At 71.8% G+C, this 18,464-nt stretch carries 18 protein-coding genes; 6 read left to right on the plus strand and 12 right to left on the minus strand.

The window, feature by feature from the left end; all coding sequences use genetic code 11:
- Positions 1-86 precede the first annotated feature (86 nt).
- Together msrB and ABD240_RS16190 are read left to right on the plus strand one after the other, a co-directional pair.
- Positions 87-542, plus strand: coding sequence for a peptide-methionine (R)-S-oxide reductase MsrB (gene msrB / locus ABD240_RS16185; protein WP_344338543.1), 456 nt, complete (start codon positions 87-89; stop codon positions 540-542).
- The gene (locus ABD240_RS16190; RefSeq protein WP_344338545.1) at positions 539-1,114 is read left to right on the plus strand and encodes a GNAT family N-acetyltransferase; all 576 of its coding nucleotides are present in this window, start codon (positions 539-541) and stop codon (positions 1,112-1,114) included. The genes msrB and ABD240_RS16190 overlap by 4 nt, the downstream gene beginning before the upstream one ends.
- On the opposite strand, the gene hemQ is transcribed toward ABD240_RS16190, so the two are convergent.
- From hemQ to ABD240_RS16210, 4 genes are all read right to left on the minus strand, one after another.
- Positions 1,098-1,808 carry a hydrogen peroxide-dependent heme synthase gene (hemQ, locus tag ABD240_RS16195; RefSeq protein WP_291791572.1) on the minus strand — a complete coding sequence of 237 codons (711 nt, stop codon included), beginning with the start codon at positions 1,806-1,808 and terminating at the stop codon, positions 1,098-1,100. The genes ABD240_RS16190 and hemQ overlap by 17 nt on opposite strands.
- Complete coding sequence (hemG, locus tag ABD240_RS16200; RefSeq protein WP_344338548.1) at positions 1,805-3,325, minus strand: protoporphyrinogen oxidase; 1,521 nt, start codon at positions 3,323-3,325, stop codon at positions 1,805-1,807. Before hemG ends, hemQ begins: the two co-directional genes overlap by 4 nt.
- A gap of 5 nt (positions 3,326-3,330) precedes the next feature.
- Positions 3,331-4,383 carry a uroporphyrinogen decarboxylase gene (hemE, locus tag ABD240_RS16205; protein ID WP_291791578.1) on the minus strand — a complete coding sequence of 351 codons (1,053 nt, stop codon included), beginning with the start codon at positions 4,381-4,383 and terminating at the stop codon, positions 3,331-3,333.
- 87 nt (positions 4,384-4,470) lie between these two features.
- Complete coding sequence (locus ABD240_RS16210; protein WP_291791581.1) at positions 4,471-4,980, minus strand: flavin reductase family protein; 510 nt, start codon at positions 4,978-4,980, stop codon at positions 4,471-4,473.
- 165 nt (positions 4,981-5,145) lie between these two features.
- Here ABD240_RS16210 and ABD240_RS16215 point away from each other — a divergent pair, with 165 nt between their 5' ends.
- Together ABD240_RS16215 and ABD240_RS16220 are read left to right on the plus strand one after the other, a co-directional pair.
- Entirely contained in the window at positions 5,146-5,760 is a 615-nt protein-coding gene (locus ABD240_RS16215; protein ID WP_344338551.1) for a DUF3000 domain-containing protein, read from the plus strand.
- Between the two features lie 55 nt (positions 5,761-5,815).
- Positions 5,816-7,159 (plus strand): HRDC domain-containing protein, encoded by a 1,344-nt coding sequence (locus ABD240_RS16220; protein ID WP_344338553.1) that lies wholly within the window; start codon positions 5,816-5,818, stop codon positions 7,157-7,159.
- Positions 7,160-7,208: 49 nt separating this feature from the next.
- Here ABD240_RS16220 and dxs read toward each other — a convergent pair whose 3' ends face one another.
- The 7 genes from dxs to dut all read right to left on the minus strand — a co-directional run bounded on the left by dxs (position 7,209) and on the right by dut (position 16,827).
- Complete coding sequence (dxs, locus tag ABD240_RS16225) at positions 7,209-9,113, minus strand: 1-deoxy-D-xylulose-5-phosphate synthase (protein ID WP_291795055.1); 1,905 nt, start codon at positions 9,111-9,113, stop codon at positions 7,209-7,211.
- A gap of 304 nt (positions 9,114-9,417) precedes the next feature.
- Positions 9,418-10,404, minus strand: coding sequence for a PIN domain-containing protein (locus tag ABD240_RS16230; protein WP_344338555.1), 987 nt, complete (start codon positions 10,402-10,404; stop codon positions 9,418-9,420).
- A complete protein-coding gene (locus tag ABD240_RS16235; protein ID WP_344338557.1) occupies positions 10,401-10,814 on the minus strand; it encodes a helix-turn-helix domain-containing protein in 414 nt (137 codons plus the stop codon). Before ABD240_RS16235 ends, ABD240_RS16230 begins: the two co-directional genes overlap by 4 nt.
- A gap of 338 nt (positions 10,815-11,152) precedes the next feature.
- Positions 11,153-13,837, minus strand: a complete 2,685-nt coding sequence (gene acnA, locus ABD240_RS16240; protein ID WP_344338559.1) for an aconitate hydratase AcnA — start codon at positions 13,835-13,837, stop codon at positions 11,153-11,155.
- Positions 13,838-13,939: 102 nt separating this feature from the next.
- Positions 13,940-15,370, minus strand: coding sequence for a class I SAM-dependent RNA methyltransferase (locus ABD240_RS16245; protein ID WP_291795048.1), 1,431 nt, complete (start codon positions 15,368-15,370; stop codon positions 13,940-13,942).
- Between the two features lie 96 nt (positions 15,371-15,466).
- The gene (locus tag ABD240_RS16250; RefSeq protein ID WP_344338562.1) at positions 15,467-16,330 is read right to left on the minus strand and encodes a DUF3710 domain-containing protein; all 864 of its coding nucleotides are present in this window, start codon (positions 16,328-16,330) and stop codon (positions 15,467-15,469) included.
- Between the two features lie 32 nt (positions 16,331-16,362).
- A complete protein-coding gene (gene dut, locus ABD240_RS16255; RefSeq protein ID WP_344338564.1) occupies positions 16,363-16,827 on the minus strand; it encodes a dUTP diphosphatase in 465 nt (154 codons plus the stop codon).
- 110 nt (positions 16,828-16,937) lie between these two features.
- Between dut and ABD240_RS16260 the strand changes: the two genes are divergently transcribed.
- Positions 16,938-17,384: a DUF3093 domain-containing protein gene (locus tag ABD240_RS16260; RefSeq protein ID WP_344338566.1), complete on the plus strand. Its 447-nt coding sequence runs from the start codon at positions 16,938-16,940 to the stop codon at positions 17,382-17,384.
- A gap of 143 nt (positions 17,385-17,527) precedes the next feature.
- Here the strand turns inward: ABD240_RS16260 and ABD240_RS16265 are convergent, their stop codons facing one another.
- A complete protein-coding gene (locus ABD240_RS16265) occupies positions 17,528-17,821 on the minus strand; it encodes a DUF4193 domain-containing protein (RefSeq protein WP_291799086.1) in 294 nt (97 codons plus the stop codon).
- Between the two features lie 296 nt (positions 17,822-18,117).
- Here ABD240_RS16265 and ABD240_RS16270 point away from each other — a divergent pair, with 296 nt between their 5' ends.
- Positions 18,118-18,402: a hypothetical protein gene (locus ABD240_RS16270; RefSeq protein ID WP_291799083.1), complete on the plus strand. Its 285-nt coding sequence runs from the start codon at positions 18,118-18,120 to the stop codon at positions 18,400-18,402.
- The last annotated feature ends 62 nt before the right edge of the window (positions 18,403-18,464 follow it).

Genomic DNA, 18,464 nt, shown 5'->3' on the forward strand with positions numbered 1-18,464 from the left:
GACCACTGCGGCGCAGCGGACGCCTGCCGGAGACGGCACGGCGCACCCACTGTGCCGCCACCGCGGACGACGAACGGAGACGGCTCATGGAGCAGGCAGCAGGCGCCGAGCGCACAGAGGCCGAATGGCGGGAGATCCTCTCCCCGGAGGAGTACCACGTGCTGCGCGAGGCCGGCACGGAGCGGCCCTTCTCCGGCGAGTACGAGACGGAGACGCGCACGGGCGTCTACGCCTGCCGCGCATGTGGGGCGGAGCTGTTCCGCTCGCAGGCGAAGTTCGACGCGCACTGCGGCTGGCCGTCGTTCTTCGCCCCTCTGGCGGAGGACCGGGTGCGCTACATCCGGGACTCCTCGATGGGCATGGAGCGCATCGAGGTGCGCTGCGCGGCCTGCGACTCCCACATGGGCCACGTGTTCCGGGGTGAGGGCTTCCCCACCCCCACGGACCTGCGCTACTGCATCAACTCCGTGAGCCTGCGGCTGGTGCCCGAGGACGAGGCGGAGGCCGCCGGGGCGCACACGGGCAGCGCGGACGCGCAGTGAGGCAGGAGCACGGCGACTGGGTCCTCGCGGACTTCTCCGGCCTGCGCGCCGAGGAGCTCTACGGCATCCTCCAGCTGCGCAGCCGCATCTTCGTGGTCGAGCAGGACTGCGTCTTCCTCGACCTCGACGGCGTGGACACCCTGCCCGGCACGCACCACCTCTTCCTGCCGCAGTCGCCCCGCACGGCCCGCGACTCGCACGGTGCGGAGGCCGGGGTCTCCGTGGAGCCCGCCGCCTACGCCCGCGTCCTCCCCGAGGGCTTCGCCGACGGGCCCGCCGCGCGCCCCGGCGCCCGCAGCGTAGGCCGTGTTGTGACGGACCCGGCCGCGCGGGGCACGGGGCTCGGCCACCGCCTCATGCAGGCGGTCGTGGAGCTCTACGGGCACGCGGACCTCACCCTCAACGCCCAGGCCCATCTAGAGGGCTACTACGGCCGCCACGGGTTCGCGCTCTCCGGACCCGGCTTCACGGAGGACGGGATCCCGCACATTCCCATGCACCGGCCGGGCGCCGAGGACCGGGTGCGGGCGGAGCTCGGCGCCGGGCGGACCGGACTCAGCGCCAGCCGGTGATGATCTCCTGCAGGGTGCGGCGGGGACCGGTGAAGAAGGGGATCTCCTCACGCACGTGCAGACGCGCCTTAGTGTCCCGCAGATCCCGCATGAGATCGACGATCCGGGCGAGCTCCTCGGCCTCGAAGGCCAGCACCCACTCGTAGTCGCCCAGGGCGAACGCGGCCAGCGTGTTGGCCTTCACGTCCTTGTAGTCCGCGGCCGCCATGCCGTGCTCGCGCAGCATGGCCGAGCGCTCCTCCGCGGGCAGCACGTACCACTCGTAGGACCGGACGAACGGGTAGACGCAGATGTAGGCCCCGGCCTCGTCGTCGGTGAGGAACGCGGGCAGGTGCGCCTTGTTGAACTCCGCCGGCCGGTGGACCGCCATCGCCGACCACACCGGCTCCAGCGCCGCTCCCAGCTCCGTCCTGCGGACCGCGGCGTAGGCCGCCTGGATCAGCTCCACGGAGGGCGCGTGCCACCAGAACATGATGTCCGCGTCCGCGCGGAAGGCGGACACGTCGTAGATGCCGCGCACCACGAGCCCCAGCTCCGCGAGCGGGGCCAGTGCCGCGTCGACCTCGGCGGAGAGCGTCTGCCTGTCCGCCGTGCCGAGCTCGCCGGAGACGGCGAACACGGAGTAGGCGACGTAGCGGGTCTCCTGGTTGAGCTTCTCGATCTGCTCCGGAGTGGGAGGTGTGTAGTCGCTCATGCGTGCTCCTTCGTGAGAATGGTGGATGAGAGGTCTGCGAGGACGCGCTGCGCCGTGGCGCGCGCCCGGGAGATGCAGGCGGGTATGCCCACACCCTCGAGGTAGCTGCCGGCGAGCGAGAGGCCGGCGGACGTCGAGGCCGTCAGCGCGGCCGCGAGCTCCGCGTGGCCGGGAGCGTACTGCGGCAGGGCCCGCTCCCAGCGGCGCACCTCCGCGTGGACCACGGCGGCCTCCTGACCGGTGGCCTCCCGCCATTCTGCCAGCGCGGCCTCGATGAGTGCGGCATCGTCGCACTGCTGCCAGGCGGTGTCGCCTAAGCGGCCCACGCTCATCCGCACCACGTGCCGGCCGGCCGGCAGCTCCGCGGCCAGCCACGGCCACTTGTTGGAGGAGAAGGTCGAGGCCTTGACCAGGCTCCCGCGCACCGGCGGCACGAGGTAGCCCGAACCGGACAGCGCATCCGTGCCTGCGTCGTCGAGGACCGCGGTGATGACGGCCGAGGAGGCGTAGCCGATCCCGGACAGGAGCTCCGCCGTCCGCGGATCCGCCTCCCGGAGGAGGCCTGCGGCCGCCCAGGCCGGCACCGCCAGCACCACGTGGTCGTACTGCTCCCAGCCGGCCTGCGTCCGCACCGCCGGGCGCGCCTCCCCGGAGGGCCTGCCTGCGCGGATCTCCCGCACCCCTGTGCCTGTTCTGATGCAGGCGCCGAGGGCGGTCAGCCGGTCCGCGAGGGCCGGGATGAGACCGCTGATGCCGCCGCGCAGCGAGCAGAACACCGGCGGCTGGCCGTTCCCGCCCGAGGCCCCGGGAATGCTCGCGCCCTGCGTCTGCGCCCGGGACGCGAGCACCTCCCGGACCGTCTCCAGCACCGGGGTGCCCTGCTGCGCGGCCGGGAGGAGGGCGGGCACGGTGGCGGCCAGCGAGAGCTCGCGGCACCGGCCCGCGTAGACCCCGCCGATGAGCGGATCGATCAGCGTGTCCACGACCTCGTCGCCGAGCCGGGAGGCCAGGAAGCCGCCGCAGGACACGTCCCCGTCCTGCGGCGGCGTGAGCGTCTCCTCAGCGACTCTCGCCACGCCCTCGGGGCTGAGGACCTCCGCGAGTGCGCGCGGATCGCCGGGCACGCCCATGAGCGTGCCCCGCGGGATCGCACGCAGGCCGTGGTCGGTGAGGATGCGCGAGCCGTGCGCCGTGGACGGGTGCACCGGCGTCAGTCCCAGCTCCTCCATGAGCTCCCGGGTCTCCGGGCGGCGGTGCAGCGAGGCCTCGGCGCCCTCGTCCGCTCCGCCGGGCAGCAGCCCGCCCAGCTCCGTGCGGGACAGGCATCCGCCCAGCCGCGGTGCGGACTCGTAGACGGTCACCTGCACACCTGCCGGGGCCAGTCCCTGCGATGCGGAGTCCTGCGACGCGGAATCCCGTGCGGTGAGCAGGCGCAGCGCGGTGGTGAGGCCGGAGATCCCGCCGCCCACGACGGCGACGGACGGCACGTGCTCCGGGGAGTCTGCGGTGCGGTCCACGGTGATCAGCGGCCTCCCAGGATCTCTGCCGAGACGCGGTGGACTTCCTCGACGATCCTGCCGGGCACCTCGGGATCCGTCGTGGGCAGCACGCCGTGGCCCAGGTTGAAGACGTAGCCGCCGGGATGCTCCAGTCCCGCCCGCACGATCTGCTCCACCCGCGGGCGCAGCACCTCCCAGGGGGCGAACAGCATCGCCGGGTCCAGGTTGCCCTGCAGCGCCTGTCCCGTCTGCACCCGGGAGGAGGCGTCCGCGAGATCGACCCGGAAGTCCACGCCCATGACGTCCGAACCGGCCTCCGACATGGGAGCCAGGAGCTCCCCGGTCTGCACGCCGAAGTGGAAGGAGGGCACCGCGAGGTCCGCGAGGTCCGCGAAGACCTGCGAGGAGTGCGGGAGGACGGAGGCCCGGTAGTCCTGCGGCGAGAGGTATCCGGCCCAGGAGTCGAAGAGCTGGAAGGCCTGCGCGCCGGCCTCCAGCTGCACGCGGAGGAAGGCCGAGGAGATCGCGCCCAGCCGGGAGAGCAGGTCCGAGAACAGCTGGGGGTCCCCCAGCATCATCGCCTTGGTCCGCTCGTGGTTGCGGCTGGGGCCGCCCTCGATGAGATAGCTCGCGAGCGTGAACGGGGCCCCGGCGAAGCCGATGAGCGCGGTGTCCGGGTGCTGCGCGTCGAGCTCCGCGCGGATGGCGCTCACGGATTCCGCGATGTCCGCGAGCTCCGCCGGGTCGAGCTCTGCCAGCCTGTCGAGGTCCGCGCGGCTGCGCACCGGGTGCGCGATGACCGGGCCCACGCCGGCCTGGATCTCCACGTCCACCCCGGCCGCCTGGAGGGGCACGACGATGTCGGAGAAGAAGATCGCCGCGTCCACCCCGTGCCGGCGGACCGGCTGCAGGGTGATCTCCGTGACGAGCTCTGGGGTGCGGCAGGCCTGGAGCATGGTGGTGCCGGAGCGCAGGCTGCGGTACTCCGGCAGCGAGCGCCCCGCCTGGCGCATGAACCACACCGGGGTGCGGGAGACGGGCTGGGAACGGGCCGCGGAGACGAGAGTGGGCTGCATGGGCATCAGTCTCTCAGACCGCACGGACACCGCCGACCGCACCCGCCTCCGCGGGATCCCGGATCTCGCCAGACGGAAGCGGTCCGCTCACTCCAGCGCCGAGTCCGTGCCCAGGCCGTGGAAGGTCCGGTCGCGGTAGACCATCCCCGTGCCGGGCTCGCCCCGACGCACCTCGGTGATCTCCGCGATGACGACCACGGCCTCGCCCAGCTCCACCGTCCGCGTCACATGGCCGATCAGCACGGCCGCGGCGTCCGCGAGCACCGGCGTCCCGTCCTCGAGGCGGTCCCAGTTCTGCTCGGGCGTGAACCGGGGCGCGCCGCGCGTGGCGAAGTCGCGGGCGAGGCGGACGTGCCCGGCGTGGACGAGGTTGACGCTGAGCCGGTCCGCCTCCAGCACGGCGACGGCGGACCGGGAGGTGCGCATGAGTGAGAAGAGGACCGTGGTGGGCGTGACCGAGACGCTCGCGACGGAGGAGGCCGTCATCCCCACCGGACCCTCGGCGCCTGTCGCCGCGATGATCGCGATGCCGCCCGGGTGGTGCCGGAACGCCTCGCGGAAGTCCTCGCTGAGCTTCTCCTCTGTCACGTCCTGCATGGGTGCCGTCTCTCCGTTCCGATGTGAGCGGTGCACGTCTGTGCCCTCGCCACCGTGCAGAAGGCACATGCGTCCGGTTCTATTCCCGTCCCGGATTCGGCGGATTCCGGCCGCGCCCGGCGTGGGTCCGCCACGGCAGGAGCCCGAGGTCCTACGGTGGGTGGCGTGGCTGCACTGACCCCCATCCATCCGACGCCCGAGGCGTTCGCACGCGTCCGCGCCGTGCTCGATGCGGCCGCGGACGTCCCCCACGTGACGGTGTCCGCCATCCGCGCTCCGGACGGGCTCGCGCCGTTCGCCGTGGCGGTGGGCGCCGAGGTCCATGCCGACGCGGCCTTCCAGCGCGTGACCGGCGAGGAGATCGACGAGCTCGCGACCGGCAGGATCGTGGTCCTGCACGACCCCTCCGCACCGGCGGAATGGCGGGGCGAGTTCCGCATCGTCTCCTACGTGCGCGCCGAGCTGGAGCACGAGATGGGCGGCGAGGCCATGCTGGGCGCGGTCGCCTGGTCCTGGCTCAGGGACGCGCTGGAGGCGCAGGACTGCGAGGTGCGCGAGGCCGGCGGCACCACCACCAAGGTGATGTCGGAGAGCTTCGGCACCCTCTCGGCCCGCCCCACCACGATCGACCTCGAGATGCGCTCCTCCTGGACCCCCGTGCTCGGCGAGCCCGAGGACATCGCCCGCCACTTCGACGCCTGGATCGACCTCCTCACCACCGTCGCCGGCCTGCCGCCCCTGCCGGAGGGCGTCACCGCTCTGCCCGGCCGCCGCCGGTGAGGCCGCTCACCCCGCGGGTCCTCGCCCCGCGCGGCGATCTGCGAGACTTCTCCCGATGAGTGCGAACGACGTCGACCCTGACCCGACCCCCCTCCCGGCACCCGCAGCGGGCCGCCCCTCCCCGGGAGCGCCCGCCGAGGAGCGCCCCTCCCGCGCAGCGCCTGCACAGCACAGGTCTCCGCGCAGCATGCCTCCCGAGGATCTGCCCCTTCTCAGCGCGCCGGCCGAGGGCCTGCCCGAGGTCGTCGACACGCCCGCGGGTCTGCGCGCGGCGGTCTCCGGCCTCGGCGCCGGCACCGGCTCCGTGGCAGTCGACGCGGAGCGCGCCTCCGGCTTCCGGTACGGGCAGCGCGCCTTCCTCGTGCAGCTGCGCCGGGAGGGGGCCGGCACCGTGCTCATCGACCCGGAGCCGTTCTCCAGCCTCGCGATCCTCGACGACGCCCTGCGCGGGACCGAGTGGGTCCTCCACGCCGCCACCCAGGACCTGCCCTGCCTGGCGGAGCTCGACATGCGTCCGGACGCCCTCTTCGACACGGAGCTCGCCGCGCGCATGCTCGGCTACGACCGCTTCGGCCTGGCCGCCGTCGTGGGCGAGACGGTGGGCGTCCGCCTCGCGAAGGAGCATTCGGCCGTGGACTGGTCGACCCGCCCGCTGCCGGAGTCGTGGCTGAACTACGCGGCGCTCGACGTCGAGGTCCTCCTCGAGGTCGCCGATGTGCTCGACGGCCAGCTCCACGCCCGCGGCCTCGCGGAGTACGCCCAGCAGGAGTTCGAGCACCTGCTGGGCTTCGCGCCCCCGGTGCGGGACGAGCCCTGGCGGCGCATGCACGGGCTGGGGACGCTGCGCTCCCCGCGGCAGCTCGCCCGCGCCCGGGAGCTCTGGACCGTCCGCGAACGCGTCGCCGAGGCCGAGGACGTGGCCCCCAGCCGCCTGCTCCGGGACCGTGACATCACCGCCCTCGCGGGAGCGACCCTCCGCACCGCCGACGACGTCTTCCGCACCCTGGGCACCGGCCGGCTCACCCGCCGCGACGCCCGGCGGTGGCTCGACGCGGTCAGACACGCGGACTCCCTGCCCCAGGACGCGCTGCCGCCCCGCCGCGCCCCCGGCGACCGCAGCCGTCCCCGCACCGACCGCACGGACGTGAAGGAGCGCACCGCGGCGATGCGGGAGGCGATGTACGAGCTCGCGGAGCGGACGGGGATCCCCCATGACCTCCTGCTCCAGCCCGCCCTCGTGAGGGCCCTGGCCGCGCGCCCGGATCTCGCTCCCTCCGGGAGCTCAGGGCTGCTGGAGCCCGTGCGCGGCTTCCTCGCCGGCGAGGACGCGCGCGCCTGGCAGACGGAGCTCAGCGCTCCCGTGCTCGCACGGGCGCTCGAGGCCGTGCCGGGGGTCTGACGCCGTGCCACGGGTCTGACGCCGTGCCGCCGGCCTGAGGCCCGGGGCGTCAGCCCCGCCGGGGCAGCCGTGCGAGGATCTGCTCGACCATCGCGGTCACGCTCAGCCCCGCGCCGTCGAGCACCGTCTCCCGTGTCCCCTGCGGCAGGAAGCGATCGGGCACTCCCAGTTCGAGCACGCCCACGGGAGAGTCGTCAGCCCGCAGCTCCTGCCGCAGGCGGGAGCCCACTCCACCGGTGCGCACGCCGTCCTCGATGACGGCGGCGAGCCGGTGCTGCTGGGCCATGGCCTGGACGGACTCGGGCACCGGCAGCACCCACCGCGGATCGACGACGCAGGCCCCCACGCCGGCCTCCGCGAGTGCCCGGCGCACGGCGAGTGCACGGTCGGCCAGCGCTCCCACGCTCACCACGAGCACGTCCGCGCCGAGCCCCTCCGGGACCTCGGCGAGCACGTCCGCGCCGTCCTCCGTGCGCCGCAGGGCGGCGATCTCCTCCCCCACGTCGCCGCGGCTGAAGCGGACCACCGTGGGGGCGTCGGAGACCTCGACGGCCTCCTCGAGCTCCTCCACGAGCCGTACGGCGTCACGGGGTGCGGCCAGTCGCAGCCCCGGCACCACCTGCAGGAGCGCCATGTCCCAGATCCCGTGGTGGCTGGGCCCGTCGGGCCCTGTCACTCCCGCGCGGTCGAGGACGAAGGTCACGCCCTGCCGGTGCAGGGCGACGTCCATGAGCATCTGGTCGAACGCCCGATTCATGAAGGTCGCGTAGAGGCACACCACGGGGTGCAGGCCGCCGTACGAGAGCCCTGCGGCGGAGGCGACGGCGTGCTGCTCCGCGATGCCCACGTCGAAGACGCGGTCCGGATGCGCGGCCTGGAAGCGGTCCAGGCCCACAGGGTGGAGCATGGCGGCCGTGATGCCCACGACGTCCTCGCGCCGGTCCGCGATGGCGGCGATCGCCTTGGAGAACACCGAGGTCCACGACTCCGCCGCGCGCGGGGCCGCCTGACCGGTGAGCGGGTCGATGACGCCCACGGCGTGGAACTGGTCCGCCTCGTCCGCCACCGCCGGCCCGTAGCCGTAGCCCTTCTGCGTGAGGGCGTGGACGATCACGGGGCCCTGCTCGTAGTCCTTCGCCAGCTGCAGCGCCCGTTCGAGGGCCTCCAGATCGTGCCCGTCCACGGGCCCCAGGTACTTGAGCCCCAGGTCGTCGAACACGCCGGTGCGGGAGTCGGACGCCATGTCCTTGAGACCGCGCTTCATGCCGTGCAGCGCGGCATAGGCCGCGCGTCCGGGGGCACCGGCACCGTGCAGGCGCTCCTTGCCCCAGCTGAGCAGGCTCTCGTAGCTGTTCGAGGCGCGCATGGAGTCCAGGTGCGCGGCGAGGCCGCCCACGGTGGGCGAGTAGGAGCGGCCGTTGTCGTTGATGACGACCACCAGCTTGCGCGGCGGGTGCGAGTCGTCCGCCGCGATGGTGTTGAGCGCCTCCCAGGCCACTCCGCCGGTGAGCGCGCCGTCGCCGATCACCGCGACGACCCACCGGTCGTCCTCGCCCTTGAGCTGATGGGCCTTGGCGATGCCGTCCGCCCAGGACAGGGAGGTGGAGGCGTGGGAGTTCTCGAGCACATCGTGCGGGCTCTCCGCCCGCGACGGGTAGCCGGACAGGCCGCCGTCCTGCCGCAGAGTGTCGAACCGGTCGCCCCTGCCTGTCACGTACTTGTGGACGTAGCTCTGATGGCCCACGTCGAAGAGGAGCGTGTCCTTGGGGCTGTCGAACACCCGGTGGAGTGCGAAGGTGAGCTCCACGACGCCCAGGTTGGGGCCCAGGTGGCCGCCCGTGCGGGAGACGGTGCGCACGAGCTCCTCCCGGAGCTCCTTGGCGTAGACCTCGCACTCCGCGAGGGTGAGCTTCCGCAGGTCTGCTGGCTCTGACACGGACTCCACGAAGCTCATGCGGCGGACACTCCTGGTAAGCGGACGGATGGGTTCCCACTCTATCCTCTGTGGTGAGGCTCCCGCCCTTCGCGCCGGCCCGTGGTGCGGCGGACACGCCGGCTCCGCATTGCTGCGCTGCAGCGTGCGAACGCGCCGGAGAGGTGCGGTAAAGCGGAGGCGCGGCGGCAACGCACCGGGGCTCAGCGCGCAGCGTGCGACTCAGCTCGTGGCGAGTTGCACATCGGAGCGAACCTCGGCGCTGACAAGCCCGGTTCCGAGACCGACAAGCCCTACTTCATGTGAGAGGAATCGGAGGATCCCCTCACTCGCCGAGGATCTCCCGGGCAGGCAGAAGAGCCGGACCTAGCCCCCACACCCGCCAGGTCCCGTCCTCTATACGGACCACGGTGAGGAACGTCACCGGAGCGAGGAAAGACTGAAAGACCTGTGACGTCTGCGCGACCTCCGGGACGAACCGCATGAACGCGATCCGGTCGGGAGCGTCCACCGCCGGGATCACCTTCGAGGCCAGGGACTTCTTCTCCAGGTGCTCGACCGCCCACCCGTAGTCGCCCCACACAGACGGGTCATAGGTGAGCGACCGAGCGATGTCGAGGTCGTCGAGGAGTCCCGCATACCACAGGAGTGCGACCTGCGCCGGACTGGTCAGATCCCCCGGCTCCCCCAGCGAAGCGGCGACAGAGTCGTCGTCGGAGACGGTCATGGCGACGACCGGACTGACCGGGTCCGGAGGTTCGCCCATGGCGTCCGCAGCAAGGTTGGCGAACATCGGGACGGTGGCGGCGAGCCCGGCCAGCCAGCCGGACATCGTCTCCGGCGGCCTGCGGAGGTCCTGGACGCCGACCTCCAGCGCGGCGATCACGGCGGTCGGCCGCCGATTCAGCAGCTGGAGCAGGAACGCGTCCGGATGGAGCACCTCGACGCCGTGCGGATCCGTGCTCTCAGCCGGGAAGTCCTTGAGGTTGAAGGTGACAAGCGCATCGGCCTCATCGTGCACCGCGGCGGCGAGCACATGCGCATCCTTCGGGTCGCACGTCATCTTCTCGATCAGCTCGTCGAAACCGTCGACGAGCGCCTCGGCGCCGAAGGCCTCGCGCATGAATCCGACCCGGCGAGCCGCGTGCTTCGGGTCCACGCCGAGCTTCGGCAGGTTGTGCTCGACCTCTCCGAGGATCCGATCCGACCACAGAGGCTGGAAGAGCCCGGCCTCGGCGAGCCACAGCAGCGTCGAGGCGAGCCTGATCGGGATCAGGGCGTTCGCGTCGAGAACGACGGTCGGACCGCTCACCGGGTGCTGATCACGCGGTCCGGTCGCGTGTCCTCGGCGACGTCTTGGGCCAGCTCGCGCAACGCGGTCCGCCTGCGCGCCACGCTGGCCTTGCGGTAACGCTCCAGCTCCGCGGCGGAGATCCGACGGTGAACTCCCCCGCCCTCGGCCTCCAGCTCACCGCGGTCGATCAGCCGCACCACCGTCATCCGGCTCACGCCCAGCAGTTCCGCCGCCTGCTGCGTGCTCAGAAGCGCGTCCGCAGGGAGGACCACAGCGCCTCCGCTCGATTCCAGCACCTCGACGACGCGCAGCAACGCGTCCCGCGCCTCCCCCGGGATCGCCGCGCCGCTGCCTGTCGGGACGCCGATCGCGTCCTCAATGGCAGAACGAAGGCGCTGCGCCTCGTTGTGCGCGATCACTCCAGTCATGGAGTCCATGGTACGCCTCAAACGCTCAAAACGCACAGCGTGGCGGTCGACGACCTGACTCGAACTGGTCGAACGTGGCATCGGGCAGTATCCGCACGCCCGTCGAGGTTCTGACGGGATCCAGCGTCTCGGCGACGATCGGCGCCCCCTATGGCACTCCGCAATCACCTCACCGACAGCCCCCGGCCTGAACACACACGCCGGCTCCGCGTTGCTGTGCTGCAGCATGCGAACACACCGGGGAGGTGCGGTGAAGCGGAGGCGCAGCGGCGCCCGGACGCACCGGAGCCCCGGTCACGTCCAGGACGTGACCGGGGCTCCGGTGCGCAGCGTGCGACTCAGCTCGTGGCGAGCTGACGCAGCACGTACTGCAGGATGCCGCCGTTGCGGTAGTAGTCCGCCTCACCGGGGGTGTCGATGCGGACGACGCCGTCGAACTCCACCGTGGTGCCGTCGGCCTTGGTCGCGGTGACCTTGACGGTGGACGGGGTGGTGCCCTCGTTGAGCTGCTCCACACCGGTGATGGAGAAGGTCTCCGTGCCGTCGAGGCCCAGCGACTCCGCGGACTCGCCGGCGGGGAACTGCAGCGGCAGCACGCCCATGCCGATGAGGTTGGAGCGGTGGATGCGCTCGAAGCTCTCCGCGATGACCGCGGCCACACCGAGCAGCTTGGTGCCCTTGGCGGCCCAGTCGCGCGACGATCCGGAGCCGTACTCCTTGCCGCCCAGGACGACCAGCGGGATGCCGGCGGCCTGGTAGTTGACGGAGGCGTCGTAGATCGTGGTCTGCGGTCCGCCCTCCTGCGTGAAGTCACGCGTGAAGCCGCCCTGCACGCCGTCCAGCAGCTGGTTCTGCAGACGGATGTTGGCGAAGGTGCCGCGGATCATCACCTCGTGGTTGCCGCGGCGGGAGCCGTAGGAGTTGAAGTCCTTGCGCTCCACGCCGTTGGCGACGAGGTACTTGCCGGCCGGGGTGTCCGCCTTGAAGGAGCCCGCGGGCGAGATGTGGTCGGTGGTGACCGAGTCGCCCAGCTTGGCGAGCACCCGCGCACCGGAGATGTCCTTCACGGGGGAGGTCTCCAGCGTCATGCCCTCGAAGTACGGGGGCTTGCGCACGTACGTCGACTTCTCGTCCCACTCGAAGACGTTGCCGGTGGGCGTGTCGATCTGCTGCCAGCGCTCGTCGCCGTCGAAGATCGAGCCGTACTCGCCGGTGAACATCTCCGTGCTGATCGAGGAGTCGATGAGGGCCTCGACCTCTTCAGGCGAGGGCCACACGTCCTTGAGGTACACGTCGTTGCCGTCCTGGTCCTGACCCAGCGGCTGCGACTCGAAGTCGAAGTCCATGGTGCCGGCCAGGGCGTAGGCGATGACGAGCGGCGGGGACGCGAGGTAGTTCATCTTCACGTCCGGGCTGATGCGGCCCTCGAAGTTGCGGTTGCCGGAGAGCACCGCGGTGACGGAGAGGTCGTTGTCCTGGATGGACTGCGAGATCTCGTCCTCGAGCGGACCGGAGTTGCCGATGCAGGTGGCGCAGCCGTAGCCCACCACGTAGAAGTTGAGCGCCTCGAGGTCCGGGATGAGCCCGGCCTTCTCGTAGTACTCGGTGACGACGCGGGAGCCGGGTGCGATCGAGGTCTTCACCCACGGCTTCGAGCTGAGACCCTTCTCACGCGCCTTCCGCGCGAGCAGGCCGGCAGCCATCATGACGGAGGGGTTCGAGGTGTTGGTGCACGAGGTGATCGAGGCGATCGCCACTGCGCCGTTGGCCAGCTCGAACTCACGGCCGTCGGGCATGGAGACGGGGGCGGACTTGGCCTCGTCGCCGGGCTGCGAGTAGTTGTGGATGTCCTTGGCGAACTGCGACTTGGCGTCCGAGAGCTGGATGCGGTCCTGCGGGCGCTTGGGGCCGGAGATCGAGGGGACGACCGTGGAGAGGTCGAGCTCGAGGTACTCCGAGTACGCGACCTCCTCGTCCGGGTTGTGCCAGAGGCCCTGCTCCTTGGCGTAGGCCTCGACCAGGTCGATCTGCTCCTGGCTGCGGCCGGTGAGGCGCAGGTAGTCGACCGTGACCTCGTCGATCGGGAAGATCGCGGCGGTGGAGCCGAACTCGGGGCTCATGTTGCCGATCGTGGCGCGGTTGGCCAGCGGCACGGAGGACACGCCCTTGCCGTAGAACTCCACGAACTTGCCCACGACGCCGTGCTTGCGCAGCATGTCCGTGATCGTGAGGACCACGTCCGTGGCGGTGACGCCGGAGGGGATCTCGCCGGTGAGCTTGAAGCCCACCACGCGCGGGATGAGCATGGAGACGGGCTGGCCGAGCATCGCGGCCTCGGCCTCGATGCCGCCCACGCCCCAGCCTAGGACGCCCAGGCCGTTGACCATCGTGGTGTGGGAGTCGGTGCCCACGAGGGTGTCCGGGTAGGCGCGGGTGACGCCGTCGACCTCACGCGCCATGACGACGCGGGCCAGGTACTCGATGTTGACCTGGTGGACGATGCCCATGCCCGGGGGGACGACCTTGAAGTCGTCGAACGCCGTCTGGCCCCAGCGGAGGAACTGGTACCGCTCACCGTTGCGCTGGTACTCGATGTCCATGTTGCGCTCGATCGCGTTCGCGTTGCCGAACGAGTCGATCTGCACGGAGTGGTCGATGACGAGCTCGGCCGGGGCCAGCGGGTTCACCTTGTCCGGGTCGCCGCCGAGCTCCTTGACCGCCTCGCGCATCGTCGCGAGGTCGACGATGCAGGGCACGCCGGTGAAGTCCTGCATGACCACGCGCGCGGGGGTGAACTGGATCTCGTGGCTGGGATCCGCCGTGGCGTCCCAGTTCGCGAGGGTGCGGATGTGGTCCGCGGTGATGTTCGCACCGTCCTCCGTGCGGAGGAGGTTCTCGAGGAGCACCTTGAGGCTGTAGGGCAGCTTCTCCGAGCCTTCCACCTGGTTCAGGCGGAAGATCTCATAGCTCTTGCCGTTGACCTCAAGCGCGCTCTTGGACTTGAAACTGTCGACGTTGCTCAACGTGTTTCTCCTCTTCGTGCTGCTCGCGACACCCACGGAATCTGTGCGCGGCATTTAGGCAACGCGAATGTTCCGTAAAGTATCTTGATGTCAAGATAAATCCTACCACGCGCGCCGGAACAGGGAGACGGTCTCCAGGTGTCCGGTGAGCGGGAACAGATCGTGTCCGGTGACGGACAGGAGCTCGTATCCGCCCGCTCGCAGTCCCGCCGCATCGCGGGCGAAGGTCGCGGGATCGCAGGAGACGTAGACGAGGTCCCGGACCGGGGAGTCCACCAGCGCCCGGACCACCTCACGCCCCGCCCCCGCGCGCGGGGGATCCAGCACCGCCGCCGCGGCCTCGGGCAGCTCCCCGAGCCGCTCCACCCGCCCCGTGCGGAACTCCGCTCCGAGGCCCGCGGCGTTCTCCCGTGCGCGTTCGATGGCCTCGGCCGAGCCCTCGACCCCGATCACCCGGCGACCGTCCTCCGCCAGCGCGACGCCCAGCAGCCCGGCACCGCAGTAGAGGTCCAGCACCGTCCCGGAAGTGGCGCCGCCGTCCGCGAGCAGGTCTCGCACCTCCTGCGCGAGCACCCCGGCCGCGTCCCGGTGCACCTGCCAGAAGCCGGTGCCCGCGACCGTGAGGGGACGGCCCAGACCCGGCACCGCCTCGGTGACGAGACCGGAGCCGGTCACGAGGCGGAGGTCCGCCGCCGAGGTCCCGCCCCGGTTGCGCGCATTCCCACCGCGGCCGGTCCGCGCACGGCCGGCGCCCCGGCGTCCGCGGGCGGAGCGCCCGCCGCGGCCGGCGGCCCCGCCGGGCACCGGGGCAGCGGCACTCTCGCCGTCCTCGGCGAGCACGCTCCACTCCCCCGGCCAGCACGCGCTCATCTCCACGACAGCAGGGGCGTGAGAGAGCGCGGACGGGCCGCGCAGGACCACCGCCCCGGAGTCCGCGCCCGCGGCGATCTCGAGCCGGGTGAGACCGGGCAGCCGCATCCGTGCGAGGCCGAGCGCGCTGATGGCCTCGGTCGCGAGCGGGACGTCCGTCCCGCCGAGCGGGACGACGCGGTGGGAGCCGGCGGCGTACATGCCGGGGCGCCCCTCCGCGTCGAGGGCGAGCTGCACGCGGGTGCGCCAGCGCGTGCCGGCGGCGAGGTCAGCGGGATCCGCGTCCGCCTCGGAGGGGGCCGGCAGCACGCGGAACCCCACGGCCTCGGGATCGATCCCGCCGAGGCGCCTGAGCTGGTCCGCCGCCGCCTGCTCCTTGAGCACGCGGGAGTGCGCGAGCTCCGCATGGGCGAACTCGATGCCGCCGGCACCGGGGACGCCGAGGAGGTCCCTGCGGTCCGCGACACGGTGCGCGCTGGGCTCGAGCACCTCCACCGTGCGGGCGCGGAGCACCTTGGCGGAGGTGCGGACCACCTCGGCGACCACGTCCTCACCGGGCAGTGCGCCGGAGAGGAACATCGTCCGACCGTCGTGGTGGGCGAGCATCTCACCGCCCGCCGCCGGTCGCAGGGCCCGGACGGTGACTGTCTCGTTCTGTGTCATCTCTGCTCTCAGTGGCGCGGTTCTCAGGGGCGCTGCGCACGAGGAGGGACGCGCGGTGCGCTGTGTACGAGGCCGGCGCCCGCGGCCCGGTCCCGGTCAGCGGACCTCGGCGATCTCCGGCCCGCGCTCGAAGGGGTTGAGATCGTCGTCGTCCGGCCCGCCGGACTTCTCCTCCCCGGCGTCGGAGGCCGCCCGCGCCTCCTCCGCGGCACCGCCGGACTGTGCGGCGGGAGCGGTGAGGGCGATGAGCTCACGCGGAGGCATGGCCGCATCACCGCGGCGGACGACGGCTCCCCGGAACAGATCCACGAGCGCGGCGCGCTCGCTCGCCTCCGTCACGGCGGTGCCGGAGAACACGGCACGGAGGAACCAGCGCGGCCCGTCCACTCCCGCGAACCGCGTGATCCGCACACCCGTGCGGCCGTCCTTGGTCCGGACGGGCACCTGCGAGACCAGCTCGTGGCCCAGCTCCGTGTAGAGCTCGTCCGCCTTGCCGCCGCGCTTGCGGATGCTCTCCGCGAGCTCGGTGCGCACCGAACGCCAGAGGCCCTCGCCGCGCGGGGCGGCGAACACCTGCAGCTGCATGGCGGCCTTGCCGTTGACGAGGGTGACGGCCAGGATGCGATCGGTCTTGCCCTCCGTCTCGAGACGGATCTGCATCCCGTCGATGACGGGGACGGCGACGGCGCCCAGGTCCAGCCTGTTGCGCTCCGGAACGGCCTCGGCCGCATCGAACGGTCCGTTCTCCGCGCGGTCCCGCGGACCCTCCTTGGGGTCAGGCGCCCATTCGTCGTCAGGTGCGGCCGCACCCGAGGCCGCCTCGGCCTCGGCGGGGGCCTCCTCGTCCGCGGCAGATGGCTGGGCCGCGGAACGCGCGTCTGCGTCCTCCGGCAGCGCGTCCTCGCTCCCGCCGGATGCGGCGGGGTCGGAAGACTTCCGGAAAAGGTCGAACAGTCCCATACATCCTTCTTTCGCGACGATATGGTGCGAGTCTAGTCGCCGGACGCGGAGAATCCGCCCGTGGACCCGAAGCCCCCGGAGCCCCGCTGCGTCTCGTCCAGCGACTCCACCACGGCGAACTCCGCGTGGGCCACCTCCTGGACGACGAGCTGGGCGATGCGGTCACCGGCGGTGATGTGGTGCGCCGTGTGCGGATCGAGGTTGACGAGCGCCACCCTGATCTCGCCGCGATAGCCCGCATCAATGGTTCCCGGCGCGTTCGCCACGGTCACACCGTGCTTCGCGGCGAGACCGGAACGCGGGTGGACGAACGCCGCGTACCCCTCCGGGAGCGCGATCGCCAGGCCGGTGCGGACCGCGTGCCGGGCGAAGGGCTCGAGCACGACGTCCTCGGCGGCACAGAGATCGGCGCCGGCGTCGTCGGCGTGGGCGTAGGCGGGAACGGCCGCACCTGCGTCGAGCTTCCGGATCGGGATGTGCGGGCGGGAGGGTGTCACAGGAGCTCCTTGTCCTCGAGGTGCGGGCACGGACACACTAGCGCGCCCCGGGAGCGCCGCGGCGTCCGAGGCCGTGGTGGAGCCCGATCCGCCTGTGGGACGATGGGGGAATGACCACGACCACCTCGGTGACCTTCAGCGAGCGCCTCCACCCCAGCGCGGGCTGGGCGATCGCAGGATTCCTGCTCTCCGCCATGACCTCCCTCCTCCTCGTCCCGGTGAACCCCTGGGCCGGAGTGGTGCTCGCGCTGCTCGTGATGATCGCCGTGGCGATCGGCTTCGCCCGCGCCTCCGCCCGGGTGCTCGTCACGCAGGACACCTTCGCCGCCGGCGGCGCGGCGATCGCCAGGCGGTTCATCGCCGGCGCGGAGGGCTTCGACGCGCAGGAGTCCTTCCGCCAGCGCGGGCAGAAGCTCGACGTCCGCGCCTTCCTCGTCCTGCGGCCGTGGGTGAAGACCGTCGTGAAGGTGGAGCTGAACGATCCCGCGGACCCCACCCCCTACTGGCTGGTGTCCACCCGGCACCCGCAGGAGCTGGCGGCGGCGCTGCGCGCCTGAGCCGGTTCACGGCTCCCCACCGGCCGGCCCTCTGGACCGTGCGCTGCCCCGCGCCCACACGCGCGACGGCCCCGGACCATCGCGGTCCGGGGCCGTCCGCCGCCCGGCTGCGTGCGGGCTGCAGAGCGGAGTGCGGGTGCGGGTCAGCCGGCGCAGTCCGTGCAGATCATCGCCTCGGCGTCGGCCAGCTGGGACCGGTGACGGACGAGGAAGCACTCCATACAGGTGAATTCGTCATTCTGCTTGGGAAGCACACGGACGGAGAGCTCCTCGTTGGAGAGGTCCGCACCGGGGAGCTCGAAGCCCTCAGCAGCGACGGCCTCGTCCTCGTCCACCTGGCTCGCCATCTGCTGGTTTCGCTGCGCCTTGAGCTCCTCGATGGAATCGCTCCGGAGCTCCTCGTCCTGCTTCTTCGGCGCATCGTAGTCGGTTGCCACTGGCGTGATCACACTCCGCTGTTCTCTGGTCGGAGGACGGGGGAAAGGGCCTTCGTCCGATATGTCCCCTGCATTTTGCACGCACACCGCCCCTCGCGCAACACGAAAGAGGCATCCTGTTCTGTGATTCGCCTCCTATTACGCCCACAGGAGCCCGGATGTCACCCGCAGGGCGCGCAGGGATGGGAGAATCGACCTTCGGAAAGACGCCAGCCGCCTGCGGCACACACCTCCGGGCACGCCGCAGGACATCCTGCCGCACAGCTGCGCCGCCGGCTGCCAAGAGGGGAGACACAGTGAGCAGATTCGAAGACGAGCTCGACACCAGGATCGCGGAACTCCGGCAGCGCCTCGCTCAGGCGCGGGCGGAACAGGACGAGCTCCGGGAGCAGGAGCTCCTAACGGATCTCGAGACCCTCATCGACATCGCGGGCCGCACCGATGTGGACACGAAGCAGATGGAAGCGGTGCTGGAGGCGGAGACCGGGGCGCTGCCGGTCATCCCGGATCTGAGCGCCGATCCCGGGGAGAGCCCGACGGGCGTCGCGGACGAGCCGGAGGGCTTCACCTCCACGGACTGAGCCTCACCTCCACGGGCTGAGACGCACTCCAGCACTCCGCCACGCACACAGAGGCGCCCGGA

Source organism: Brevibacterium salitolerans, assembly GCF_039531405.1.
GTDB lineage: Bacteria > Actinomycetota > Actinomycetes > Actinomycetales > Brevibacteriaceae > Brevibacterium > Brevibacterium salitolerans.

Bases quoted from the DNA above. Each gene is read 5' to 3' on its own strand.
- msrB (WP_344338543.1), top strand. From the start codon at position 87: ATGGAGCAGGCAGCAGGCGCCGAGCGCACAGAGGCCGAATGGCGGGAG.
- hemQ (WP_291791572.1), bottom strand. From the start codon at position 1,808: ATGAGCGACTACACACCTCCCACTCCGGAGCAGATCGAGAAGCTCAAC.
- hemE (WP_291791578.1), bottom strand. From the start codon at position 4,383: ATGCAGCCCACTCTCGTCTCCGCGGCCCGTTCCCAGCCCGTCTCCCGC.
- ABD240_RS16210 (WP_291791581.1), bottom strand. From the start codon at position 4,980: ATGCAGGACGTGACAGAGGAGAAGCTCAGCGAGGACTTCCGCGAGGCG.
- ABD240_RS16220 (WP_344338553.1), top strand. From the start codon at position 5,816: ATGAGTGCGAACGACGTCGACCCTGACCCGACCCCCCTCCCGGCACCC.
- dxs (WP_291795055.1), bottom strand. From the start codon at position 9,113: ATGAGCTTCGTGGAGTCCGTGTCAGAGCCAGCAGACCTGCGGAAGCTC.
- ABD240_RS16235 (WP_344338557.1), bottom strand. From the start codon at position 10,814: ATGACTGGAGTGATCGCGCACAACGAGGCGCAGCGCCTTCGTTCTGCC.
- ABD240_RS16245 (WP_291795048.1), bottom strand. From the start codon at position 15,370: ATGACACAGAACGAGACAGTCACCGTCCGGGCCCTGCGACCGGCGGCG.
- ABD240_RS16250 (WP_344338562.1), bottom strand. From the start codon at position 16,330: ATGGGACTGTTCGACCTTTTCCGGAAGTCTTCCGACCCCGCCGCATCC.
- ABD240_RS16260 (WP_344338566.1), top strand. From the start codon at position 16,938: ATGACCACGACCACCTCGGTGACCTTCAGCGAGCGCCTCCACCCCAGC.